Source organism: Cytobacillus sp. ABV4_503 (assembly GCF_056158445.1).
In genome coordinates, this window is the sequence record NZ_JBSWTH010000001.1 from 4,011,737 (window position 1) to 4,036,255 (window position 24,519).

18 protein-coding genes, 20 tRNA genes, 1 rRNA gene and 1 pseudogene are annotated in these 24,519 nt (G+C 42.5%); 6 read left to right on the top strand and 34 right to left on the bottom strand.

Translation table 11 applies throughout. From position 1 onward, the window contains the following. The first annotated feature begins 245 nt into the window (after positions 1-245). Both ACXAD1_RS20130 and ACXAD1_RS20135 read left to right on the top strand, forming a co-directional pair. On the top strand, positions 246-1,283 hold the full coding sequence (locus ACXAD1_RS20130) for a metal ABC transporter substrate-binding protein (protein WP_474910841.1): 1,038 nt from the start codon (positions 246-248) through the stop codon (positions 1,281-1,283). Positions 1,284-1,468: 185 nt separating this feature from the next. Continuing rightward, positions 1,469-1,627: a DUF1540 domain-containing protein gene (locus ACXAD1_RS20135; protein WP_113885567.1), complete on the top strand. Its 159-nt coding sequence runs from the start codon at positions 1,469-1,471 to the stop codon at positions 1,625-1,627. Positions 1,628-1,998: 371 nt separating this feature from the next. Here ACXAD1_RS20135 and menC read toward each other — a convergent pair whose 3' ends face one another. The 7 genes and pseudogenes from menC to ACXAD1_RS20170 form a co-directional block, all read right to left on the bottom strand. Continuing rightward, a complete protein-coding gene (menC, locus tag ACXAD1_RS20140; protein ID WP_474910842.1) occupies positions 1,999-3,105 on the bottom strand; it encodes an o-succinylbenzoate synthase in 1,107 nt (368 codons plus the stop codon). Position 3,106: 1 nt separating this feature from the next. Then, positions 3,107-4,594, bottom strand: coding sequence for an o-succinylbenzoate--CoA ligase (locus tag ACXAD1_RS20145; protein ID WP_474911335.1), 1,488 nt, complete (start codon positions 4,592-4,594; stop codon positions 3,107-3,109). 81 nt (positions 4,595-4,675) lie between these two features. After that, entirely contained in the window at positions 4,676-5,497 is an 822-nt protein-coding gene (gene menB, locus ACXAD1_RS20150; protein WP_206839248.1) for a 1,4-dihydroxy-2-naphthoyl-CoA synthase, read from the bottom strand. A 77-nt stretch (positions 5,498-5,574) separates the two neighbouring features. After that, positions 5,575-6,414, bottom strand: coding sequence for a 2-succinyl-6-hydroxy-2,4-cyclohexadiene-1-carboxylate synthase (gene menH, locus ACXAD1_RS20155; RefSeq protein WP_474910843.1), 840 nt, complete (start codon positions 6,412-6,414; stop codon positions 5,575-5,577). Between the two features lie 6 nt (positions 6,415-6,420). Next, positions 6,421-6,888, bottom strand: coding sequence for a thiamine pyrophosphate-dependent enzyme (locus tag ACXAD1_RS20160; RefSeq protein ID WP_474911336.1), 468 nt, complete (start codon positions 6,886-6,888; stop codon positions 6,421-6,423). Further along, positions 6,886-8,165 (bottom strand): annotated as a pseudogene (gene menD, locus ACXAD1_RS20165) (2-succinyl-5-enolpyruvyl-6-hydroxy-3-cyclohexene-1-carboxylic-acid synthase); the annotation flags it as partial. The gene ACXAD1_RS20160 and the pseudogene menD, both read right to left, overlap by 3 nt. Then, positions 8,162-9,568, bottom strand: a complete 1,407-nt coding sequence (locus ACXAD1_RS20170; RefSeq protein WP_474910844.1) for an isochorismate synthase — start codon at positions 9,566-9,568, stop codon at positions 8,162-8,164. The gene ACXAD1_RS20170 and the pseudogene menD, both read right to left, overlap by 4 nt. Before the next feature lie 417 nt (positions 9,569-9,985). On the opposite strand from ACXAD1_RS20170, the gene ACXAD1_RS20175 reads away from it, so the two are divergent. Beyond that, positions 9,986-10,918, top strand: coding sequence for a 1,4-dihydroxy-2-naphthoate polyprenyltransferase (locus ACXAD1_RS20175; RefSeq protein WP_474910845.1), 933 nt, complete (start codon positions 9,986-9,988; stop codon positions 10,916-10,918). Between the two features lie 292 nt (positions 10,919-11,210). Next, on the top strand, positions 11,211-11,966 hold the full coding sequence (locus ACXAD1_RS20180) for a TraR/DksA C4-type zinc finger protein (protein ID WP_206839253.1): 756 nt from the start codon (positions 11,211-11,213) through the stop codon (positions 11,964-11,966). A gap of 67 nt (positions 11,967-12,033) precedes the next feature. Here the strand turns inward: ACXAD1_RS20180 and ACXAD1_RS20185 are convergent, their stop codons facing one another. After that, positions 12,034-12,246 (bottom strand): hypothetical protein, encoded by a 213-nt coding sequence (locus tag ACXAD1_RS20185; RefSeq protein ID WP_035330432.1) that lies wholly within the window; start codon positions 12,244-12,246, stop codon positions 12,034-12,036. 154 nt (positions 12,247-12,400) lie between these two features. Between ACXAD1_RS20185 and ACXAD1_RS20190 the strand changes: the two genes are divergently transcribed. Beyond that, positions 12,401-13,249, top strand: a complete 849-nt coding sequence (locus ACXAD1_RS20190; protein ID WP_206839254.1) for a dimethylarginine dimethylaminohydrolase family protein — start codon at positions 12,401-12,403, stop codon at positions 13,247-13,249. 572 nt (positions 13,250-13,821) lie between these two features. On the opposite strand, the gene ACXAD1_RS20195 is transcribed toward ACXAD1_RS20190, so the two are convergent. The 5 genes from ACXAD1_RS20195 to glgB are packed head-to-tail and all read right to left on the bottom strand — an operon-like array spanning position 13,822 to position 21,790. Next, positions 13,822-16,236, bottom strand: a complete 2,415-nt coding sequence (locus tag ACXAD1_RS20195) for a glycogen/starch/alpha-glucan phosphorylase (RefSeq protein WP_370221399.1) — start codon at positions 16,234-16,236, stop codon at positions 13,822-13,824. Further along, the gene (glgA, locus tag ACXAD1_RS20200) at positions 16,226-17,677 is read right to left on the bottom strand and encodes a glycogen synthase GlgA (RefSeq protein ID WP_474910846.1); all 1,452 of its coding nucleotides are present in this window, start codon (positions 17,675-17,677) and stop codon (positions 16,226-16,228) included. Before glgA ends, ACXAD1_RS20195 begins: the two co-directional genes overlap by 11 nt. Next, positions 17,674-18,702, bottom strand: coding sequence for a GlgC family sugar phosphate nucleotidyltransferase (locus ACXAD1_RS20205; RefSeq protein ID WP_474910847.1), 1,029 nt, complete (start codon positions 18,700-18,702; stop codon positions 17,674-17,676). Before ACXAD1_RS20205 ends, glgA begins: the two co-directional genes overlap by 4 nt. 54 nt (positions 18,703-18,756) lie before the next feature. Continuing rightward, positions 18,757-19,902 (bottom strand): glucose-1-phosphate adenylyltransferase, encoded by a 1,146-nt coding sequence (locus tag ACXAD1_RS20210; RefSeq protein WP_206839262.1) that lies wholly within the window; start codon positions 19,900-19,902, stop codon positions 18,757-18,759. Next, positions 19,844-21,790 carry a 1,4-alpha-glucan branching enzyme gene (gene glgB, locus ACXAD1_RS20215; RefSeq protein WP_206839264.1) on the bottom strand — a complete coding sequence of 649 codons (1,947 nt, stop codon included), beginning with the start codon at positions 21,788-21,790 and terminating at the stop codon, positions 19,844-19,846. Before glgB ends, ACXAD1_RS20210 begins: the two co-directional genes overlap by 59 nt. Positions 21,791-22,013: 223 nt before the next feature. Here glgB and ACXAD1_RS20220 point away from each other — a divergent pair, with 223 nt between their 5' ends. Continuing rightward, a complete protein-coding gene (locus ACXAD1_RS20220; RefSeq protein WP_370221402.1) occupies positions 22,014-22,211 on the top strand; it encodes a hypothetical protein in 198 nt (65 codons plus the stop codon). A gap of 92 nt (positions 22,212-22,303) precedes the next feature. On the opposite strand, the gene ACXAD1_RS20225 is transcribed toward ACXAD1_RS20220, so the two are convergent. The 21 genes from ACXAD1_RS20225 to rrf all read right to left on the bottom strand — a co-directional run bounded on the left by ACXAD1_RS20225 (position 22,304) and on the right by rrf (position 24,354). Next, positions 22,304-22,375, bottom strand: a tRNA-Glu gene (locus ACXAD1_RS20225). Between the two features lie 4 nt (positions 22,376-22,379). Beyond that, positions 22,380-22,470, bottom strand: a tRNA-Ser gene (locus ACXAD1_RS20230). Positions 22,471-22,475: 5 nt separating this feature from the next. Continuing rightward, a tRNA-Asn gene (locus tag ACXAD1_RS20235) sits at positions 22,476-22,550 on the bottom strand. A 14-nt stretch (positions 22,551-22,564) separates the two neighbouring features. Next, positions 22,565-22,641: transfer RNA gene (locus ACXAD1_RS20240), tRNA-Ile, on the bottom strand. A 4-nt stretch (positions 22,642-22,645) separates the two neighbouring features. After that, positions 22,646-22,719, bottom strand: a tRNA-Gly gene (locus tag ACXAD1_RS20245). A 14-nt stretch (positions 22,720-22,733) separates the two neighbouring features. Then, positions 22,734-22,809, bottom strand: a tRNA-Phe gene (locus ACXAD1_RS20250). A gap of 23 nt (positions 22,810-22,832) precedes the next feature. Then, a tRNA-Asp gene (locus ACXAD1_RS20255) sits at positions 22,833-22,909 on the bottom strand. Positions 22,910-22,912: 3 nt separating this feature from the next. Beyond that, positions 22,913-22,986: transfer RNA gene (locus ACXAD1_RS20260), tRNA-Met, on the bottom strand. 18 nt (positions 22,987-23,004) lie between these two features. Further along, positions 23,005-23,097: transfer RNA gene (locus tag ACXAD1_RS20265), tRNA-Ser, on the bottom strand. A gap of 13 nt (positions 23,098-23,110) precedes the next feature. Beyond that, a tRNA-Ile gene (locus ACXAD1_RS20270) sits at positions 23,111-23,187 on the bottom strand. A gap of 17 nt (positions 23,188-23,204) precedes the next feature. After that, positions 23,205-23,281: transfer RNA gene (locus tag ACXAD1_RS20275), tRNA-Met, on the bottom strand. Between the two features lie 18 nt (positions 23,282-23,299). Beyond that, positions 23,300-23,375: transfer RNA gene (locus ACXAD1_RS20280), tRNA-Ala, on the bottom strand. A 9-nt stretch (positions 23,376-23,384) separates the two neighbouring features. Further along, positions 23,385-23,461, bottom strand: a tRNA-Pro gene (locus ACXAD1_RS20285). A gap of 7 nt (positions 23,462-23,468) precedes the next feature. Continuing rightward, positions 23,469-23,545 (bottom strand) — tRNA-Arg (locus ACXAD1_RS20290). Positions 23,546-23,560: 15 nt separating this feature from the next. Then, positions 23,561-23,649: transfer RNA gene (locus tag ACXAD1_RS20295), tRNA-Leu, on the bottom strand. A 6-nt stretch (positions 23,650-23,655) separates the two neighbouring features. Next, a tRNA-Gly gene (locus tag ACXAD1_RS20300) sits at positions 23,656-23,730 on the bottom strand. 8 nt (positions 23,731-23,738) lie between these two features. Beyond that, positions 23,739-23,823: transfer RNA gene (locus tag ACXAD1_RS20305), tRNA-Leu, on the bottom strand. A 15-nt stretch (positions 23,824-23,838) separates the two neighbouring features. Further along, positions 23,839-23,914: transfer RNA gene (locus ACXAD1_RS20310), tRNA-Lys, on the bottom strand. A 142-nt stretch (positions 23,915-24,056) separates the two neighbouring features. Beyond that, positions 24,057-24,132 (bottom strand) — tRNA-Thr (locus ACXAD1_RS20315). Positions 24,133-24,152: 20 nt separating this feature from the next. Further along, positions 24,153-24,228, bottom strand: a tRNA-Val gene (locus ACXAD1_RS20320). Between the two features lie 9 nt (positions 24,229-24,237). After that, positions 24,238-24,354: ribosomal RNA gene (gene rrf, locus ACXAD1_RS20325) — 5S ribosomal RNA — on the bottom strand. Between the last annotated feature and the right edge of the window lie 165 nt (positions 24,355-24,519).

Below are 24,519 nucleotides of genomic sequence, written 5' to 3' on the forward strand. Positions count from 1 at the left end.
TGACCTTTAACAGGCATCTATATTTATGATACATAAAGCTTGAGCTTCAAACAAATTTTTATCCTTGCTTTTTAGCTGGATATTTTGTAAGATAACTAAGTGAAATCGTAATGATTACGTATTATTAATCACCTGGACGCTGAGTGCGGCAATTAACTGAATTAACTGCCCTAATAAACTTTATCTAATAATATAGTCCGTGCTTTAAATCGTAATAACTACGTTTTATAAAAGGAGGAGAAAAAATGACAAAGAAATGGTTAGTATTTATTCTAGGCCTAACTCTTGTTCTATCAGGATGCTCAGAGGAAAAGCCAGAGGAAAACAGCAGCAATAAAACTAAGGTTTATACAACTGTGTACCCGCTTCAATATTTTACTGAACGAATCGGAGGGGATGCGTTAGAAGTTGAAACCATCTATCCTCCCGGATCGGATGAACACACTTTTGAACCATCACAAAAAGATATGATGAAGCTGGCTGATTCAGATCTTTTTATTTTTATAGGACTCGGTCTTGAAGGCTTTGTGGAAAATGCAAAAGAGACATTGAAAAATGAAAAAGTTAAAATGGTCGCTGCAGGAGAAAATATCGAATTTGTTCACTCAGATGAAAATCATGATCCTGCCCATGAAGTCGAAGGACATTCTGATGAAGCTGAGCATGAAGAAGAACATGCTGATGAACACGGTGCTGAATCTGAAGAGGGCCATGATCATGAAGGAGAATCCGAAAAGGGCCATGATCATAACCATGGAGATATCGACCCCCATGTTTGGCTGGATCCTTTATACTCCAAAGAATTGGCTGAATCAATTAAAGATGCTTTAGTAGAAAAGATGCCTGAGCAGAAGGAGCAATTTGAACAGAATTATTTGGAGCTTGCTGAGGAGCTCGATAATCTTCATAATGATTTTGAGCAGACAGTTCAAAATGCTGTGCATAAGGAATTCATTGTTTCACACGCAGCATATGGATATTGGGAAGACCGATATGGTTTGGATCAAATCAGTGTATCCGGGTTAAACTCTTCCAGCGAGCCTACTCAGAAAGAACTGCAGAAAATCATTGCGGAAGCAAAAGAACATGACTTGAAATATGTCTTTTTTGAACAGAATGTCAGCTCGAGACTGACTGAAACTCTGCAAAAGGAAATCGGCGCAGAACCGTTAATGCTTCATAATTTATCGGTCCTGACGGAAGAAAATATTAAAGAAAACCAAACGTATTTTACATTAATGAACGAAAATCTTGCTGCCCTTGAAAAAGCTCTAAATGAATAAATACTTTCACCTCCCGGCTTGGGAGGTTTTTTCATTTAAAAACAGTCCAAACTTGACAATTCCTTCAAATACCATGTCTGAATCCAAAGACTCTGCAAAAAATAAAAAAGACCCTGGTACCCAGGTGCCGCCCGAAATTTGCAATTTTCGGCTTGGTCATATTTTCTGCTTAGGAGTGATCAGCAATGGCAAAAGATGTCCTATGTGAAGTTAATAACTGCACTTTCTGGAAAAATGGGAACCGATGCAGTGCAGACCAAATATACGTAGTCAGCCACACTGGCGAAACTGCAGACAACAGCAAAGAAACAGACTGCAAAACGTTCGAGCCTCATGACCTTTAATGGGTGACAGCACCTAAAGGGTGTTGTCGTTTGGCGGTTTTGCATTTCATTGAATAAGGCTGCAAAAGCGGTGCATTTTATGTATCGCTTTTGTGTTTTTTATATAAACAAGTTTATTAAGATTTTTACCGGGAATGTATAGAGTAACAACAACTTTTAGGAGTGATACAAATGTTATCAACCATTATTTTGCTTGGAGCTGCTTTTGCTGCTGCTGCCGGATTAAGCTCCTTTGCCATTAAAGAGGATTCATTTATTCAAGACGAAATTACACAATAATTTATAATAAAAGGCGCTGATCATGCGCCTTATTTTTTTTGCAATAATATGAAAACCGCAATTCTGACAAATAGAGAAATGCGGTTTTTTACTTATAAAGCAATGCTTTCTTTTGAGGTGCAAACTTCGTTCAGCCTTTTTTCATTAATCTCATAACCGATTCCCGGCTTATCAGGAACTTTTATCATCCCGTTTTCAACGGTGACTTCGGGCAGAATGATGTCTTCTTCCCAATACCTCCCCGACGCTGAAATATCACCTGGAATTGAAAAACCCTCCATAGAGGCAAGAGCAATATTATGTGCACGGGAGATACCGAATTCCAGCATGCCTCCACACCAGACCTGGATCCCTTTATCCAGGCAATAATCATGAATCTTCTTTGCTGTCCCCAGACCTCCAACCCGGCCAATCTTAATATTGATGACTTTACAGCTTCCCAGCTCGACAGCTCTCCTGGCATCATTAAAGGTGACAATACTCTCATCCAGGCAAATTGGAGTCTTCAGTTCTTTCTGAAGCTTTGCATGATCAACAATATCATCATATTCCAGCGGCTGTTCAATCATCAGCAGCCCGAATTCATCAAGCCTTTTTAAATGTTCAATGTCGTTCAATGAGTAAGCTGAATTAGCATCTGCCATGATTGGCAAATCGGGATGAAAGCGGCGGATCTCTGAAATAAATTCATAATCGTTCGTGGGGCTGATCTTTATTTTGACCCTTTGATAGCCGCTTTCCAGATAGTATTCAATTTGCCTTCTTACTTCTTCCTTTGTTTTAGCGCCAACAACCACGCCGGATGGAATCAATTCCCGCTGGCCGCCTATATATTTTGATAGAGAAATATCTTCTTTTTTGGCTGCCAAGTCCCATAAAGCCGTCTCAAGTGCTGCTTTCGCCATTTGATTCCTTCTGAAGACGTCAAAAACCCGGCCTGCTTCTGAAGGATGCTTTATATTCGCATTACGCATTATTGGGATAAGGAATTCTTTTAGCATATGATAGCTCGTTTCAACCGTTTCCTCCGTATACCAGGGTGAAGAAAAAGCGACTCCTTCCCCGTAGCCTTTTCGTCCTTCTTGATCGATTACCTCAACAATAATTCCGTCTCTATCCTTCACTGTCCCTAAATGCGTGGAAAAAGGAGTTTTCAAAGGCATCGTGATTTTATATAAAGTAATTGTCTTTATATCCATGCTAATTCCCGCTTTCCTCAAGCAGTTCCCGAAGTTTTCTTCTTAAAATCTTTTTTGAAGCGTTCCTCGGGATTTCATTAATGATGATTAGTTTTTTAGGTGCTTTATACTTCGCCAGCTTCTCAAAGCAGTACTTCATCACTTCTTTTTCATCCAGATTCTCGTCTCCAGCAATAAAGGCGACAGGCACTTCACCCCAAACATCGTCCTTCATGCCAATGACCCCTGCATCCGATATTTGGGAGTGAGAAATAAGAACACCCTCGACTTCAGCCGGATAGATATTTTCTCCGCCTGAAATAATTAAATCGGACCGCCGATCAAGCACAAATAAAAATCCTTCTTTATCCACATATCCAATATCTCCAGTTGAAAGCCAGCCACCCTTTAGTCTTTCGGCTGTTTCCTCTTTTCGGTTTAAATACCCTTTTGTCACATTTGGACCTTTTACAAGAATTTCTCCCGCTTCCCCGGGGTCAGCATGCTTCCCATTTGGAGCAGCAACTTTCAGCTGGGAAGGAAATAAAGGCTTACCGGCGGAACCCAATTTGCTGAGACTGTATTCCGGAGCCAGTGTAACAATCTGGGACGAAGTTTCTGTCATTCCGTAAGTCTGGAAAACAGGGATTCCCTTATCCCTGCAATCTTCCAGAAGGGATTTCGCTGCGGGCCCTCCTCCTAATAACATACATCTGAAATACTCCGGCAGCTTTTCACCTTTAAGTGCATCTGCTATCCTGGTCAGCATTGTACTTACAACAGACATGATGGTCACTTTCTCGATGGAAATGGCCTCAATAGCCTTCTCTTCATGGAAAGATTCAAAAAGAACCATTTTCATGCCATAGATAATGCTGCGCATTAAAATGGAATAGCCGCTAATATGAAAAATCGGGACAGCACACAGCCAGCTGTCGTTTTCATTCAACCCTAAATTCAAAGCAGACCCCACTGCACTCCACCAATGATTTCCATAGGTTTGCAGTACACCTTTCGGATTGCCGGTTGTACCGGATGTATACATGACCGTACAAACCTCATCAAGACTTATCTCTTCTACTAATAACGGCTCATGGGGAACTTTCCTGAATAGCTCTTCTTTATGGATTGCCGAAATTTCTCCTAAAGAGTTTACAACCCTTTGGCTTACTTCACTAAATGTATTCTCAGTTAAGAGGAAAGCGGACTTCGAATCATTCATTTGCCAAATCAATTCCTCCGCAGTCAGCCTGTTATTTAATATGACGGCCTTTACATCGAGTAGCTGCAGGGCCAAAAGAATAAAAACAGTGTCTTCATGATTTCGGAGAAGGACACCTGCAAATTGTCCTCTCATGCATCCAGCAGCCTGCAGCTGTCCCGCTATCGTGTATGCACGCTCATATACTTCCGAAAATGTATAGGTTTTCCCCAAAAAGGAAAGGGCATGGCGATCGGGGGTTAAAAAAGTCCGCTTTTGAAGAAAATTCGGCACTAATTGCGCTTCCATCATAAACTCCTCATTTCATGCGATTCTTCATATAAAAACAGCCTGATGGCAAGCCATCAAGCTGAAAAAATTCATATTCAATCAAGGGAAACGCGGGAATTGGCCGAAGTCAGGCTTGCGTTTTTCTTTAAATGCGTCACGGCCTTCTTTCGCTTCATCCGTTGTATAGTATAGAAGTGTGGCATCTCCGGCGAATTGCTGGATTCCTGCAAGCCCATCAGTATCGGCATTGAAGGCAGCCTTCAAGAAGCGGATAGCCGTCGGGCTCTTCTCAAGTATTTCTTCACACCACTTAATTGTTTCTTCTTCCACTTTCTCAAGCGGCACCACTGTATTAACAAGCCCCATATCTAAAGCTTCCTGAGCCCCGTACTGGCGGCACAGATACCAAATTTCGCGTGCTTTCTTATGGCCCACGATTCTGGCAAGATATCCTGAACCATAACCTGCATCGAAGCTTCCTACTTTAGGTCCTGTTTGTCCGAATACAGCGTTATCTGCTGCAATCGTTAAGTCACATACGATATGAAGGACATGTCCTCCGCCAATCGCATAGCCTTTTACCATTGCAATAACCGGCTTAGGAATAACACGGATCAGGCGCTGCAAATCCAGTACATTTAAACGGGGGATCTGGTCGTCGCCTACATATCCGCCATGTCCTCTGACAGATTGGTCTCCGCCTGAACAAAATGCTTTGTCTCCGGCACCCGTTAGGACAATTACACCTACATTTTCATCATCGCGTGCGTACGCAAATGCATCAATTAATTCCATTACCGTTCTTGGAGTAAAGGCATTGTGGACTTGCGGTCTGTTAATCGTAATTTTCGCAATTCCATTGTATGTTTCATAAATGATTTCTTCGTACTGTTTTCCTGCAACCCATTCAACAGCTGACATACATGAATCCTCCTTAATATGTATTAGAAAGCGTTAATTGCCGCACCGGCTTTTTCTGCAGCAAATGATATTATTCCTCAATCTTTGCTGCTATTTGTATTAATCTCCCCTGTATGCGACAAAAACCCACTTACTATTGTACCAAATAATTCAGGTTTCTCCACATGAATTGCATGTCCTGCACCTTCAGCGGTCTTCCAATGAACATTTGGCAAAATTTTTGACATTTCTTCCGCAATTCTGCAGAATTTTTGATCCAGTTCTCCAGTAATCAGAAGTACAGGCATTTCGAGATGAGCAAGCCCGTCCCACCAGGATGGCTGAGCACCAGTGCCCATGCCATTCAGGCTGTTTGCCAGACCATCAATAGAATTGGCCAAACGCTGGCTTCTTATTCTGGCTCGGATTTTTTCTGGAAGACTTATTTGGCTTTGAAATAAAGGGATGTTCTCCCAATAGTCAATAAAATTCTTAATGCCTTCCTGCCGGATTCTTTTAGACAATTTTTTATCCTGAATTCTTCTTTCGTGCCGCTCCTTTTCCGTCCTAAGCCCAGGAGAAGCACTTTCCAAAATCAGAGTGCGGACCTTTTCAGGGTATTTAACCGCAAAAGTTAGCGCAAGGCGCCCTCCCATAGAATATCCAAGAACATCGATCTTCCCGATTTCCATCTTTTCTAATAGACTGTTAATCACTGCGGCCGACTCTTCTATTTGATAATGGCCAATATCAGGTGGTGATCCAGATTTCCCATGTCCGATGATGTCCAAAGCTATTGTTTTCGAATGATCCTTCCAGAAGGGAGCGAATTCTTTCCAACCTTCACTATTTCCTGTGAAGCCATGAAGAAGCAGAAGCGGAAATCCCGTTCCCCATGTATCGACATGATATTGAACTCCATTAATGACATATTTCATCGGCATTCACCCTTCCAGCAATCGACTTATTTCCCGGGAAACAGATTCCCACAATTCTCGATGCTCGGTTAAATTTCTGTCCCGATTTGTCGTAATCTCCATTACCTTTATGCCTGATCTGTCCATGTTCTGCTGGAAGGCGGAAATAAAATGTTCCCAATCTAAGATTAAGTCATATTGGCCGCCAAACATCTTAATGGCATGGCTGAAATCCAGATCAAGAGGTGTTCCAAACAGTTTTTCAAAATTTCTGGGGTGATTTGCCTGCGGCAGGAATGAAAAAATTCCGCCTCCATTATTATTAATCAGCAGTATATTGATATCTATTCCATACTGTTTAGAGGCAATTAAGCCATTTAAGTCATGGAAAAAGGTTAAATCGCCAAGCACTAAATACAGCGGCTGTGATGCCATTCCAGCACCAAGAGCAGTTGAAACGGTGCCATCAATGCCATTTGCTCCCCTGTTGGCCATTACTCTAATGCCCTTTTGATTATAATGGAAGAATGTATCCAGATCCCGTATAGGCATACTATTTCCTACAAATAGAGCAGAGCCTTCCGGCAGCAATTCCGCAAGCTGGAAAAATAATTTACCCTCGCTCAATTCATCCACTTCATTAATATCCGCAAGCCTTGATCTGGTAAGATCATTGATTTTTTTCCATAAAGCAATGAATTCATCATTCTCTGAAGTGTTTAAATATGACGTGACAGACTCGCAGAATAGAAGCTCATCACAATGAATCATTTCGGTCGAAAGCAGTGAAGGATCCCGCCAACCGCCGCCTCCATCAACAATAATCTGGCGGGCAGTGCTGTTTTCTTTCATAAAAATGGTCAACGGCTTCGATACAGGCATAGCACCGAACCGTATAATGACATCCGGCTTGAGCGCCTTTTTTGCATCCTCATTTTTCAAAAAGCTATCATATGCATCAATAATGAAGCTTCCTTCGTGAAGCCCGCTTCTTAGCTGGGATAATGGATCAGCAATGATTGGATAGTTCAGCATTTCCGCCAGCTTAATCACGGCTGCAGGGAAGTCAGCTTTCTCCAAAGGACCGCAGACAATAATCCCTTTTTGTGCCGAGTTTAACAACTGTGCCATTTCCTTGTACTCTTCATCAGGTAAACCAAACTGGCCGCTATGAATATTCACATAACCTTCGGTGCGGTCACTCAGCTCAAATAGATCATTGCGGTCAAGCTGCGGCACTAAAGGCTCACGGAAAGGAAAATTAAGATGAACAGGACCTGCTGGTGAGCTCTGGGCAGCAGAAGCTGCTCTTGCGCATACTGTGCGGGCATAACGAAGCATTTCAGCCGTATTCTCTGGAGGAGCCATCTCAACAAACCACTTTACATTTTTTCCATACAAATGGATCTGATCGATCGCCTGTGGAGCACCAACATCCCTTAGTTCATGAGGCCGGTCCGCAGTAAGCACGATCAGCGGCACTCTGGAATACCGGGCTTCCACAATGGCAGGATAGTAATTGGCTGCAGCCGTTCCAGATGTACACAGCAAAGCTGCCGGTCTTTGGGATGCCTTAGCAATCCCCAACGCAAAAAGGCAGCCGAGCGCTCGTCCACATGGATATGTACACGAAGCTCCGGATGCTCTGCCATTACCATAGCCATTGGGGTAGAACGGGAGCCGGGACTGACCACGACATCCTCTACCCCGCTTTTTACTAATTCAGCCACAAATGCGGCTATATATGAAGTTAAAGCTTCCTGATGATTCACTTTTCATAACCCCCAAGAGCCGAAAGCATTGGCCGGAATTTAATTTTTGTTTCCTGATACTCGCTTTCGGCATTTGAATCCTGCACCACTCCGCAGCCTGCAAACAAGGATGCTTCATTTCCCTGAATAAGACCAGATCTGATTGCAACAGCATATTCGCCATTTCCCCTGAAGTCCATCCATCCTAATGGAGCAGCATAAAAGCCCCGATCCAGTTCTTCTACTTCTCTTATTTTTTCCACTGCTTCTCTTTTAGGAAGACCTCCAAGAGCAGGAGTCGGATGCAGACGGTCAACTAATGCAAGAAGGGAAGCATCTCCCTTGGTTTTTCCTATTACAGGGGTATACAAGTGCTGAATATCTCTCATCTTCATCAGCTGCGGCTCTTCAGGCAATTCAACTTCTGAGCAGGATTCCCCCATTGCTTCCTTAATCATATCAACCACATATTGATGTTCTGTTAAATTTTTCTGATCATGCAATAAAGCATCGCCCAGGATATGATCATCCTCTGCTGTTTTGCCTCTTGGGATGGAACCTGCCAGACAAGTTGTGAAAACATTTTCTCCATATTTCTTTATAAGCCGTTCTGGGGAGGCTCCAATAAAGCAGTCACCGTTCGATTCAAAAGCAAAGACAAAGCTTTCTCTCTGCATTTCCATCAGATTCAAGAGAACTCTTTCAATCTCAATTGGCTTATCATAAATGAGCCTTGATTCCCGGGCAAGCACAACCTTTTTTAAAGATCCGGATTTAAGTTCATCCACAACCGCATCTACTGTCTCCATCCATTTTTCCGGATTTATATCCTCTTCCTCCTGAAGAGTATTTACACTCTCAGGATGATAATCTTTGATTGAAGCCATTATCATGCCTCGTTCGGCCACTATCTTTTCAAAAAGAGAATCACCATCATGTTGAGTGCAGACAACATTTGTTGTCAGATAGGCCTGTCCATTCATTTCACTGTACATATAAGTCGGCACATGAAAAAGGGAATCGGAATATTTCGACCAAAGCTTTGTTTTCTTCTTTAGCGGATCGAAAGAAAAGCCGCCAAACATCACGGGCCCTGTAGCATTTTTATCATAAGGGTTAAAAATAATGCTGTTATTAATAAAACGCTTCCATTCCTTTTCAACACGTTTAAATCTTCCTATACTTTGATCTGACTGGATTTGCCTGCAAATCCCGAGCCCGATTATATAAGTTTCACCAGAAGGATCCTTCCAGAAAAAGCGTTCACCAAAAAAACGGCTCTTTCCTGCCGCATAAAAAGAAAGGGGGTCTATATGATTTATTTTTTGAACTTCGCTCACTAAAACAGGCTTTGACAAAGCTTTTGCCCTCTCGATCGCCTCTTGGATCCCTTCTTTTAGTTCCGTATCTTGTATCGTAACCAAAAAAATCCCTCCAATAACAGCTTAGATTGCTGTTATCCTACTTTAAACTTATTCTAAGATACACCTGTAATTCAGAGAATGTCAATGATGTCAATCAGACCATCCCTTTTTGCATCCTTATTATATTATAGCTTACTTTAGGCATCTATAATATGAATTGAACTCAATTCAGCAAATAGCACTGTTAATACCGGAACGTGCTGCATTAAAGTTCCCTTAACTATGGAAAATTCCGGTTCTTTTTACGGCAATAATACGTTGACACTCTTGCATTATTTACCTAAACTTAAGGTGTTTGATATATAGCCGTATAACGGTTTACTTTGACAATACCCTGGTCATCGGTTAAAATAAACAAGTTTGAATGATGCAATTAATGATATCATTACAGAATAGATAAATAAGGGGAGAGTTATCATGCAACCACAAGCACAGACCAATTTTCCGCCTGCTTCCAACTCAAAGAACTGGAGGGTCTGGTGGCAGCTGACCAGGCCACATACTCTTACTGCTGCCTTTGTGCCGGTTCTGCTTGGAACAGCTCTTGCAATGGAACTAACTGAAATAAAATTTGGCATGTTTTTGGCTATGCTGGCAGCAAGTCTGCTGATTCAGGCTGCCACTAATATGTTTAACGAATACTACGACTTCAAAAGAGGGCTTGATACGGAAGACTCTGTCGGAATTGGAGGAGCTATTGTCCGGGAAGGAATCAAACCAAAAACGGTTCTGAACCTGGCTTTTGGCCTGTATGGGATTTCGATATTGCTTGGATTCTATATTTGCATGAACACAAGCTGGTGGATTGCAGCAATTGGACTGGCCTCCATGGCAGTAGGATATTTATATACTGGCGGTCCGCTGCCGATAGCATACACACCATTTGGAGAATTATTTGCAGGTTTTTTCATGGGCATGCTGATCATCTTAATTTCTTTTTACATTCAGGCAGGAACCGTAACAGCAACAAGTGTTTTAGTATCCTTCCCTATTTTGATACTTGTTGGCGCCATTCTGCTGGCCAATAATATCAGAGACCTGGACGGCGACAAGGAATTCGGCCGCAAAACACTGGCAATTCTTTTAGGGAAAAATGGGGCAATCAAGCTGCTTGCCGCAATGTTCATCGTGTCGTATGCATGGGTTTTCATATTAATTGCCATGAACATCATAACTCCATGGCTTGCTATCGTTGTTCTTAGTGCGCCTAAGGCAATAAAAGCAACGAAAGGCTTCATCGGCAAAACACTGCCTATGCAAATGATGCCTGCGATGAAAGCCACTGCCCAGACAAATACAATCTTTGGCTTTCTTTTATCAGTAGGCCTTTTTATCGGGTATCTTTTATGATTTTAAAAAAACCTCTGCTTTTATAGCAGGGGTTTTTTGTTTGAAAAAAACAGCAGAAAGCACCCTTTTGGTTTCATCTCATTTTTAACGGGTATTTTTTATTTATGGAAGATGCTTGACCCTAAAATTTTTTCTTCCGTTATGATTTTGCCAACTACGTCCATACTAAACCCATATGGACTAAGATTTTTAATACCCGGCAGAGCAAGAGCGGCAGAACTTGGCTTTATTTTGTGACTCTGGCATCAGCAGGCCTTTTATAAAATTTATTAAATCCAAGGATGTGCATAATATGTTGAACAATGAACAAATCAGCCATTTAAAAAAAGAATTGAATGATGAAAAAAAATCACTGGAATCCCAGCTTCAGGGCAATAAAGAAGGAAGTCTGGAAGGTGCAAGCGCCAGAGACACAGTAGGAGAGCTATCCCTTTATGACAACCATCCAGCCGATATGGGATCTGAACTTTATGAGCGCGAAAAGGATTTTGCTTTAGAAGAACATCATGACTCTGAACTGAATAAAGTAAATGCAGCGCTGCAGGCAATTGAAGATGGTTCATACGGCAAATGCAAAGAGTGCGGTTCCGAAATTCCATATGAGCGGCTTGAAGTGATTCCAGCAACCCTATACTGCAAGGAGCATAGTCCAGAGCAAAACGTGCCCGGAGACCGTCCTGTCGAAGAAGATGTGCTTGAACCTGCGCATGGGAATACCTTTCAGCATCATCAATTCAGAGAAGTCGTAGATAATGAAGACAGCTTCCAGGAAGTTGCCCGTTTTGGAACTTCTGAGACACCCTCTGACTTAAGAGGCGACTATGAAGATTATAACTCCCTTTATAATGAAGGACATGATGACGAAGGGTTTACTGAAGATTATGAGACGTTTATCGGAAATGACCTTGAAGGCAAGGAGAGAAAAGTCTATCCTTCCAAGAAACAGGAAGAGTATGAAGCCATGCTGGATGAGAATGATATCGAAGCACCTTATGGTGATGTGCCGTATCATGAAACTGACGGCTATGTGGATGAAGATAAGGATTAAAGTAAAAGCGATGCAGCTGCATCGCTTTTTTATGTCAAATGGCAAAATAAGATACCCTTATATATGTTTATAGTTTGGATTCGATATCCTGGATAATCTCATCAATCGTATCAGAAACATCGTTTGTGCGGCGGGCAATGGAGATGCTGAATTCCAGCAGTTCTTTATAGTTTTTCACCGGAATAGAATCATTTGTTTTCTCGAATTCATTAAGTTGCAGTCCAATATTTTGAAGATGCAGCAAAACTTCTTCCATTGATCCTCTCTCGATTTGGTACATTTAACAGCTACCCCCTTTATATCTAATGATTTCATTATCAGGGTTTTTAAACCTTTTTTATAGTGGCAATTTTTGTTAATAGTTGCTTTTTACGGAGTAAAACCGCTTCTCATAGGCAATATTATCTTAAGAATATATCGCTGGGAGGATCATTATGTCCGGACAACAAAAAGCTGCATGCTTTTCCGAATATGACAAACTTGAACAAGTAGTGTTATGTGAACCGAAGTACATGACGATTGTAGATACAATAAATGAAACACAAAAGCATTATGAAAAAGAAGGTATTAATATAGACACAGCCATGAAGCAGCACAGACATTTTGTCAGTGCATTAAAGGAACAGGGAATCAATGTGGTTTTGCTGCCCTCGCTTGAAAAATATCCGGAGCAGGTTTTTACCCGTGATATCGGATTTACACTTGGAGAAAAGGTTTATGTTGCAGAAATGGCGGCAGATATTCGGCAAGGAGAAGAAAATGTCCTGAAACAATGGCTGGAAGCAAACCAGGTTCCTTTTTACAATCTTACGGGAGACCGCATAGAGGGAGGAGACGTCCTGATCGATGGCCAAACCATATATGCCGGGGTAAGCAGCCGTACCCACGAAGATGCGATCGAGCATCTTCGCAGCCTTATGCCAGATTATGATGTCGTATCCATCCCTTTTACTGATACATATCTGCATCTTGATTGTGTATTCAATATTATTTCACCGGAGGAAGCTCTTATCTTTCCAGGAGAAATCCACGGGGAAAAAGTCAAAATGCTGGAATCACGCTATGATTTAATAAAAGTATCGGAAGAGGAGCAATTCACACTCGGAACCAATGTCCTCTCTATTGGCAATAAAAAAATCTTCAGCCTTCCCATTAATAAGAATGTCAATAAAGAGCTCAGGTCCAGGGGCTATGAAGTTATTGAGGTAGACATTACTGAAATTATTAAATCAGGAGGTGCCTTCCGCTGCTGCACGATGCCGGTTAGGCGCACTAAAGGGTAGATCTACTTCCTCGATGAACTGGAATAATGATTATAGATTCTCTTAAAAACCGCCTTTTTGTGATTAACTGCTGATTTCTCTTGGGCATCTACAGTTTGGGAATTAAACCTCGTGATTAACTCTCAGTTTCTCTTGAGTACTATCATTTTGGGCGTTATTCACATTGATTAACTCCCATTTTCTCTTGAGCATTTTCATTTTGGGCATTATTCATACTGATTAACTCCCATTTTCTCTTGAGCACCTTCATTTTGGGCGTTATTCCCCCTGATTAACTCCCATTTTCTCTTGAGCACCTTCATTTTGGGCGTTATTCACATTGATTAACTCCCATTTTCTCTTGAGCATTTTCATTTTGGGCATTATTCATACTGATTAACTCCCATTTTCTCTTGACTACCTTCATTTTGGGCGTTATTCATACTGATTAACTCCCATTTTCTCTTGACCACCTTCATTTTGGGAGTTATTCCCACTGATTAACTCCCATTTTCTCTTGAGCACTTTCATTTTGGCGTTATTCCCACTCAACAAAAAACAGCCTCTTCTCACTGGAAGGGCTGTTCTCCTTTTTACTTATTCATCATCTCAACGCCAGCGGGTTTGATTTTCCAGATTTCCCGCGCATATTCACTGATTGTGCGGTCGCTTGAAAAATAGCCTGAACCGGCAATATTCATCAGGCTCTTTTTCAGCCAATGTTCCCGATCCTCGTATGCTTTCCCAGCTTCTTTCTGGATATTGACATAGGAAGCAAAATCCCTCAACACAAAGTATTGGTCATTTTCCATCAGCAGGGAATCGAAAATGGGCTCGAACTCATCATCAGCATCCGGGAAGAATCCATTCACGAGCTGGTCGGCAACCTGGCGAATTCGCTTATCATGATGATAATACTCTCTGGAATTATATCCGCCATTTTGGTAAAAGCTGAGCACCTCATCTGCCGTTAGGCCAAAGATGAAAATATTGTCATCTCCTGCTTTTTCTTTTATCTCAATATTGGCTCCATCCAGCGTACCCACTGTCAAAGCACCATTCATCATGAATTTCATATTGCCTGTGCCGGAAGCTTCCTTGCTTGCCGTTGAAATTTGCTCACTGATATCTGCAGCCGGGAAAATTTCCTCAGCGAGCGAAACACGGTAATTCTCCAGGAAGATAACCTTTAGAACTTCTTTTGTCTTCGGGTCATTGTTCACCTTTTCAGCAACGGTATTAATTAATTTAATGATCTTCTTTGCATAGTAATAGCCTGGCGAAGCTTTTGCCCCGAAAATAAATGTCCGCGGATGCATCCGAAAATTGGAATCTTCCTTCAGCCTATTATATAAATGCATAACATGAAGAATATTTAACAGCTGGCGCTTATAAGCATGCAGACGCTTAACCTGAATGTCAAAAATGGAAGAAGTATCAACAATTATACCCTGCTGCTCCTGGATACGCTTTGCCAATCTTTCCTTATTCAATTGCTTAACCTGATGCAGCTGATCAAGGAATACTCTATCATTCTTAAAATCTGCCAGTTCCTGAAGCTTTTCCGGTTCCCGAATCCACCCAGCCCCGATGCCCTCATTAATAAGATCCGACAAAAGCGGATTCGCTTTCAGCAGCCAGCTTCTATGCGTGATCCCATTAGTTTTATTATTAAATTTCTCAGGAAAAATCTCATAAAACTGATTCATTTCCCTCTTCTTTAAGATTTCTGTATGAAGTGCGGCAACACCATTTACGCTCGAGCTGCCGACAAGGGCAAGGTGTGCCATCTTAACCTGGTCATGTGCGATGATCGCCATATCCTCAATCCGCTTCCAATCACCCGGGAATCTGTCCCAAAGTTCGCGGCAAAAGCGCTCATTGATTTCATTCACTATCATATAAATCCGCGGCAGCAAAGGCTGGAAAATTCGGACAGGCCATTTCTCCAATGCCTCTGAAAGAGTTGTATGATTCGTATAGGCAATCGTCCTGACCGTAATGTCCCAGGCTTCCTCCCATCCCATTCCCTCTTCATCCAGCAGGATTCTCATAAGTTCAGGAATGGCAAGAACCGGATGTGTATCATTAATATGAATGCTCACATATTCGTGGAAATCTCTTAAACTATTATGCTGCTTTCGATAGGAACGCACAATGGAACGGATACTGGCCGAGACAAGAAAGTATTGCTGCTTCAGCCTCAGAATCTTTCCCTCATCATGGGTATCATCAGGATATAGAAATTCCGAAACAGATTCGGTTTCCCGTTTATATTTTAAAATATCATGATTTATAGGATAAGGAGACGGTTCAGCATTCCAGAGTCTTAGAGTGTTAATCGTATCTGTTTTATAGCCAGCGACAGGCATATCGTAAGGAACAGCTGAAATTGTTTCAGCATTCACATGCCGGAACACAAGCCTGCCATTGTCCTCTTTCATTTCGACTTTTCCCCAAAAAGGAACTTCAATTGCCAGGTCTGCTTTTCTTACTTCCCAGACATGGCCGTTCCGCAGCCACTGCTCCGGAAGCTCCACCTGATAGCCATCCACAATTTTCTGCTCAAATAGGCCATGCTTATAGCGAATACCACATCCATGGCCTGGAAGATTTAAGGATGCCAGTGAATCCATAAAGCAAGCTGCCAGACGTCCCAGTCCGCCGTTTCCAAGCCCTGCATCTGCCTCGATTTCTTCAAGACGGTTCAATTCAATTCCCAGATCAGCCAGACCTTCCTTGACAACCTGCTCAATTCCCAGGTTTATCAGATTATGATGAAGCAGGCGCCCCAATAAAAACTCAATGGATAAGTAATATACCTGCTTTTCACGGTCGATGCGGTAGCGTTCATTAGTATTAATCCACTCTGTGCTCACATGTTCTCTGATCATATTTCCAAGTGTGAAGTAATGATCTCTTTCTGTGCTTTCACCAAAGCTTTTACCGCATGTCATCTCCAATTTCTTCAAGAATTCCTCCTTGAACTCATCGCGATCAGAAAACATGGCTTTCACTCCTTGAAACAAGGCCTGCATATAGCTGATTGTATTTGAAAGCAGATTGCGCCCAGCTGTTATCCATTCCCATTGCATTTTTCATAATTTGCTCCCATATTTTGCTGTTACCGTAAAAGCCTATTGCTCTTCTAATAGTATAGAGCATATCATGGGCATTAAAATGGCTGAAGGAAAAGCCGTTGCCTTCTCCTGTGACTTCATTGTAAGAATGAACAGTATCATTTAATCCGCCTGTTTCCCTGACGATGGGAATGGATCCATATCTCATTGCAATCATCTGCCCTAAGCCGCATGGCTCAAATTGTGAAGGCATTAAGAATAAATCGGATCCTGCATAGAACTCATGTGCAAGCCCTTCATCAAATCCAATATATGCTTTGCACTTATCGGGGTAGCCCGCTTCCATCTCCCTGAAAAATTGCTCAAACTCAGGGTCCCCAGTCCCCAAAACAAGGACTTGAATATCATCCTGCATAAGCTCATGGAACACACATTTAACCAGGTCCAGGCCCTTTTGTTTTGTCAGCCTCGTAACCATGGCTATCAGAGGAACCTCTTCCTTAACCGGCAGGCTGAATTTTTTCTGAAGATCCATCTTATTTTCTTTTTTAATCTGAAGTTTTTCAACGGCATAGTTCTCTTTTATAAATGGATCCTTCTCAGGATTATAAAATTCATCATCAATCCCATTTAAGATTCCTTCCAGATCATAAGCTCTGCGCTTCAGCAAATCATGCAGCTTCTCTCCGTAATATTTCGTCTGAATTTCATCTTTATAGGTAGGGCTGACTGTTGTAATTTTATCAGCAGCGACAAGTCCGCCCTTCATAAAATTGATGTTTCCGAAGAATTCAAGCTTATCTGGATGAAAATGGCTATAGTCAAGCCCTAATAGATCCCCTAAAGCACTCCCCGGCATGATTCCCTGAAACTGAAGATTATGAATGGTGAAGACTGTCCGAATGAACTCATACCCTTTTTTCGCACGATACTCAACCCTCAGCAGAAAAGGAATCATTCCAGTATGCCAATCGTGGCTGTGAATGACATCCGGATAGTAATCAATATGCTGAAGAGCATCCAGCACGGCCCGGTTAAAATAGGCAAACCTCTCTCCATCATCATAATAACCGTATAATTTTTCACGGTTGAAGTAGTATTCATTATCAACAAAATAGAATAGGATTCCCTGATGCTCAAGTTCTTCAATTCCGCAATACTGGTTTCTCCAGCCTACCTGAACTGTAAACTCGCACCTTTTAGTCATTTTCTTTTTTAAATTATCTGATATGGAACCATACTTAGGAAGGATAACCCGTACGTCAGTCCCCTGCTTTGCAAGTTCTTTCGGGAGAGAACCAGCTACGTCAGCAAGTCCTCCGGATTTAACAAATGGAACACATTCAGAAACAGCAAACAATACTTTCACGAGTTCATCAGCGCTCCTTGTACGGTGCCTTTGCGAATAACCATAGGCATTTCACGTCTTCCCTCAATCATGGCACCGGATTCTACCTTAACATCTTTATCTAAAATAACGGAGTCTAAAACACAGTTTTCTCCAATTTGGGTTTTTTGCATAATTATGCAGTTTTTCACGACTGAACCCTTGCCAATTTTTACCCCTCGGGATATAATGCTGTTCTCAACCGTCCCTTCAATCATGCATCCATTCGCAATCATCGAATTCTTTGCACTCGCACCTTTCATATAACGGGTTGGCGGTTCATCTTTTACTTTTGTAAAAATCGGCTGACTTCGCAGAAAAATATTTTTCCAAGCCTCCGGTTCCAATAGACCCATGCTGGCAGCAAAGTAATTTTCAATGGAATCAATCATGACGGCCAAACCGGCATATTCATAATTGCATATCGTGTAAGAATGATGGATGTCTGTAACGACATCACTCATGCATGTGTATCCAGTCTCGTTTCTATTTTCTATTAAGCTAATGAGCAGCGAAGTTTTTACAAGGTACATTTCAAGGGAGCGCCCATCCTGCCGAACAACTGTAATATCACACCCCGTCATAATATGTCTATCAAGAACAGGCCTGAAGTCCATATTAAAAACGGTAAAACAGTTTGAGATCAATGCATACTCCTGCTTACTTCGATAAAAATAATCCAAATTAGCTGCAAAGTGATTGAAAGATCCAATTCCTTTACTTGGACTATCCAGCAAAGGAGATGGGAAAAAGAATAGCCCATCCCTTTTTCTGTTAAGATCCCAATTTTTCCCGGAACCAAGATGATCCATTAAAGAGCGATATTGATACTTCGGAAATATGGCAACACTTTCAATATCCGAGTTGACCATATTGGAGAGAACAAAATCGATTAGCCTATAGCGGCCTGCAAACGGAACAGCTGCGAGCGACCTGTGTACTGTCAATTCCTCTAACTCTTCATGGTAGGTTGTTGCGTCTATCACACCAAGCATTCTCTTCTTCATGACATTCCCTCCCGTTTTATTGGCCAGGCGCCGTTTTGGCATCCAGGCTGTGAATTAAGAACAAATTCCCTGTATCATTTCCTGTGTTATCAGAATAATTTCATCTTCTTCTTCGGAAGCACTAATAACAACGCCATCAGGTATGTTCATTCCGCTTGGCACTATAGCCTTTTCTATATAGACATTTTCACCAATTACAGCATCAGGCATGATGACCGATTCACGGATCACAGTATTCTTTCCAACCAGAACCCCTTGAAATAGCACTGACTTTTCAACTTCCCCTTCAATTGTACAGCCTTCATTTATCAAAGACTCTGCAACCTCTGCTTGAGTTGAAATAAACTGTGGAGGATGATTCGGATTCACCGAATAGATCCGCCAATCATGATCGAAAAGATTCAGCTCGCATTCATCATCCAATAAATCCATATTTGCTTCCCACAGGCTCTTGACTGTACCGACATCCTTCCAGTAGCCATTGAATGGGTAAGCGAACAGCTTTTTATTTTCATCAAGCATCAGTGGGATAATATCCTTTCCAAAGTCATGACTTGATTCCGGATTGCGGTCATCCATTTCCAGATATTCCTTTAAAACAGACCAATTAAAAATATATATTCCCATGGAGGCCAGATTATTTTTTGGATATGCTGGTTTTTCCTCAAATTCTGCAACCCGCATCTCGTCATCGGTGTTCATGATTCCGAACCTGCTTGCCTCCGGCCAAGGCACTTCAATTACAGAAATAGTGGCATCCGCGCCTTTTTCAATATGATAATTCAGCATCAGCTCATAATTCATTTTATAAATATGATCACCAGATAAAATCAGGACATATTCAGGATCATACTGCTTTAAATAATTGAGGTTCTGATAAATGGCACTCGCTGTTCCCGTATACCACTTCACTTCCGATGATTCACTGTAAGGGGGCAGTACGGTCACACCTCCGTTCTTTCTATCAAGATCCCATGCGCTGCCTATGCCAATATACGAATTCAGAACCAGCGGCTGGTATTGGGTAAGAACACCGACTGTATCAATTCCGGAATTGGTGCAATTGCTCAATGTAAAATCAATAATCCGGTATTTCCCTCCAAAGGGAACTGCAGGTTTCGCAAGACTTTTTGTCAGAGAACTAAGCCTGCTCCCTTTCCCTCCTGCTAATAACATTGCGACGCACTTTTTCTTTCCCATTTCCCTTCCTCTCCTTCCGATGTTTTACAGGGCGTAAGATTGAAATGCCAAATGGCGGAATAGACATTTCCAAACTGAACGGCTTGCCATGAAACTCTAATTGCTCTGTCTTAAGGACCCTCTTGTTAGTGCAATTTGATCCTCCAAAGCTATCACTGTCACTGTTGAGTATTTCCCGATAGGAACCCGCCTTTGGAACTCCAATACGATAATTAAGGTAGAAAGCAGGTGTGAAATTGCAGACAATCACAAGAAAATCATCCACTTTAGAGCCTTTCCTGATAAAAGAAAAGATGGATTGGTCTGCATTATGACAATCAATCCATTCAAAACCATCCTGAAGATGATCAAGCTCAAAAAGAGCCTTTGAACGTTTATAAACCTTTATTAAATCTTTCACATAATCATTTGCTTTTTTATGCATCTCGTAATCAAGCAGATGCCAATCAAGCTGTTCTTTGTCTTTCCATTCCGAAAACTGCCCAAGTTCACTTCCCATGAAAAGAAGCTTCTTACCGGGGTGGGCAATCATATATCCAAGCAGGAGCCTGAATTGAGCAAATTTTTGCCAGTAATCTCCCGGCATTTTATCAAGCAGCGATTTTTTTCCATGAACAACTTCATCATGTGAAAAAGGCAGTATGAAGTTTTCTGTAAAAGCATACAAAAGCGAAAATGTCATCTTTCCATGAACACCAGATCGCCTCTCAGGCGCTGTTTCCATATATGTAAGAACGTCATTCATCCAGCCCATATTCCACTTGTAATGAAAACCCAGCCCTCCATAATGGACTGGTGCAGTCACTTGCGGCCAGTCTGTTGAATCCTCTGCCATCATGAGAAAGGAAGAGTCATATTGAGAAACAACTTTATTTAAGTTCTGCAGAAAACTGGTGCCGAATGGATTTTCTGTCTTCCCATCCCGGTTAGGCCAATAGATAATATTAGCGACCGCATCAACCCGGAAGCCATCAATATGATATTTCTCCATCCAAAAAACAGCGTTGGAAATAAGAAAGCTTTGAACTTCATTTTTGCCGAGATCAAAATTGGCTGTGCCCCATACTCTGTTCTCTCTGTCGCCCTCAGTTTCATACTCATACAAATACGAACCATCAAACTGATAAAGACCATGGGCATCTTTGCAGAAGTGCCCCGGCACCCAGTCCAGAATGACACCAACACCATGCTGGTGGCACTGATCAACAAAATACATAAAATCATGCGGGCTGCCATAACGGCTTGTAACAGAGTAATAGCCTGTTCCCTGATAGCCCCAGGAAGCGTCGAGCGGATGCTCAATTAGAGGAAGCAATTCTATATGCGTAAACCCATGTTCGACCACATAAGGAATTAGCTCATCTGCAAGCTCCCTGTATGTATACAGACTTCCAGATTCTTTTTGCTTCCATGAACCCATATGGACTTCATAAATGACTGCAGGCTCCGTATAAATAGACTTCATTTCTTTTTTTTGGATCCATTTGCTGTCATTCCACTGATACCCGTCCAGCGAATATACTTTAGATGCTGTATTGGGCCTTACTTCTGAAAAAAAGCTATAAGGATCAGCCTTTAATAAAACATCTCCTTTCTTTGTTTCAATTTCATACTTATACAAGGCACCTTCCATGTTTCCATCCAGCTGAATAAACCAGACACCTTCATTATTCACTCTATGTAAGGTATAGCCTTCTCCATTCCAATCATTAAAATCACCGACTAATCTGATAACTTCAGCATTCGGTGCCCAAACACAAAAGCGGGTAAACACATCTCCGCCATTGGAAACAACATGTGCACCAAATAACTGGTGACTTTCATAATATGTCCCTTCATGGAACAAATGCAGCTGATAATCGGTTGGAAACAAAGTATCCACTACCATCCTTCTCCCCACCCAGTCTCGTTTCTTTTGACTTTCCTGTTATATTCGCGGAACATGAGAAAAATCCTTGTAAAAGTTTTTTTAATTTTATGACAACAATGTCTAAAACCCGCTATAATCCGATAACATTCTGCCCAATTTAACAGACTTCGACATAATCTCCGGTAAACTCAGACAAAATAAGACAAAGTATGCAAGCAAAAAATGAAAGGAGAATAATATTTTGAGTAATAAAGAAGAGGAATTATTATTGAATGAGGCATCAAAAAATGAAGTAAGAGTTCCGTTATTTGAAGCACCGGATGGAAAGATTATGGCCACTGGTGATATGTTTAGAGGCCCCTATACGGGGATATCTTCCGAGATCGATTTGAATAATCCAGGCAATAAATTAAGCAAGGAAGAAGAGAAGTTTGATTAAAAAACAGAGATGTAACTAACTGAAGGTATGCTGGAACAGAACAGAAAAGACAGAAAAAAAGCTGCCAACAAATTGTTGACAGCTTTTTTGTATGACCCCTACGGGATTCGAACCCGTGTTACCGCCGTGAAAGGGCGGTGTCTTAACCGCTTGACCAAGGGGCCAATATGGCGGAGAAGGAGGGATTTGAACCCTCGCGCCGGTTACCCGACCTACACCCTTAGCAGGGGCGCCTCTTCAGCCACTTGAGTACTTCCCCATATATGGCTCCGCAGGTAGGATTCGAACCTACGACCGTTCGGTTAACAGCCGAATGCTCTACCACTGAGCTACTGCGGAACAATAATATAAAATGGTGGGCCTAAATGGACTCGAACCATCGACCTCACGCTTATCAGGCGTGCGCTCTAACCAGCTGAGCTATAGGCCCATTTTGGAGCGGGTGAAGGGAATCGAACCCTCATCATCAGCTTGGAAGGCTGAGGTTTTACCACTAAACTACACCCGCGTTAAGATTAAAGATGGTGGCTCAGGACGGAATCGAACCGCCGACACAAGGATTTTCAGTCCTTTGCTCTACCGACTGAGCTACTGAGCCGTATATTGTTTATTTTATAAAAATGGCGGTCCGGACGGGACTCGAACCCGCGACCTCCTGCGTGACAGGCAGGCATTCTAACCAACTGAACTACCGGACCAGATTGCGGGGGCAGGATTTGAACCTGCGACCTTCGGGTTATGAGCCCGACGAGCTACCGGACTGCTCCACCCCGCGATAGTATTATTAAAAATATGGAGGAGGAAAGGGGATTCGAACCCCTGCGCGGTTTGACCCGCCTGTCGGTTTTCAAGACCGATCCCTTCAGCCGGACTTGGGTATTCCTCCGTATAAATGAAAGTGGTGGACCTTGTAGGACTCGAACCTACGACCGGACGGTTATGAGCCGTCTGCTCTAACCAGCTGAGCTAAAGGTCCAGCATTGTTTAATTAAATGGTAGCGGCGGAGGGGATCGAACCCCCGACCTCACGGGTATGAACCGTACGCTCTAGCCAGCTGAGCTACACCGCCGAAATGTTAAAATAATAATGGTGGAGCCTAGCGGGATCGAACCGCTGACCTCCTGCGTGCAAAGCAGGCGCTCTCCCAGCTGAGCTAAGGCCCCAATAATAAATGGTCGGGAAGACAGGATTCGAACCTGCGACCCCTTGGTCCCAAACCAAGTGCTCTACCAAGCTGAGCTACTCCCCGTTAATAATGGCGCGCCCGAGAGGAGTCGAACCCCTAACCTTTTGATCCGTAGTCAAACGCTCTATCCAATTGAGCTACGGGCGCATTATTAAATTCTTCTGGTGCCGAGGACCGGAATCGAACCGGTACGGTAGTCACCTACCGCAGGATTTTAAGTCCTGTGCGTCTGCCAGTTCCGCCACCCCGGCAAAAAATGGAGCGGAAGACGGGATTCGAACCCGCGACCCCCACCTTGGCAAGGTGATGTTCTACCACTGAACTACTTCCGCTTAAAGAATGGTGCGGGTGAAGGGAGTCGAACCCCCACGCCTTGCGGCGCCAGATCCTAAGTCTGGTGCGTCTGCCAATTCCGCCACACCCGCAATATTAAATTAAAATGGTGAGCCATGAAGGACTCGAACCTTCGACCCTCTGATTAAAAGTCAGATGCTCTACCGACTGAGCTAATGGCTCATATTTTATGAGACTTCCTAAAGCCTGAAATGTGCAGTCAGATGTTCCAAAGCTAAACGCTTTGTCACAGATTGCTATTCGGGTGAAGTAATTCACTGGTGCTGCAATCTGCTCTACCGACTGAGCTAATGGCTCGCTAAAGTGGTGCCGGCGAGAGGACTTGAACCCCCAACCTACTGATTACAAGTCAGTTGCTCTACCAATTGAGCTACACCGGCAGCTTGTATAATTAAATTGATGGTGGAGGATGACGGGATCGAACCGCCGACCCTCTGCTTGTAAGGCAGATGCTCTCCCAGCTGAGCTAATCCTCCATTATTAACGCCCGGCAGCGTCCTACTCTCACAAGGGGACAGCCCCTAACTACCATCGGCGCTGAGAAGCTTAACTTCCGTGTTCGGTATGGGAACGGGTGTGACCTTCTCGCTATCGCCACCAGACTATTTTTCAAAGACAAGTTTTATTATACCGTCTTTTTAGGATTTTTCAAGAGGAAATTTCATATTTTTCATTCCCTCAAAACTAGATAATGCATGAAGAAGTTTTCCGAGTATTCACCAATGACTTGTCTAGCTTCGGCTCCTAACTTCTCGGCCGTTTCGATC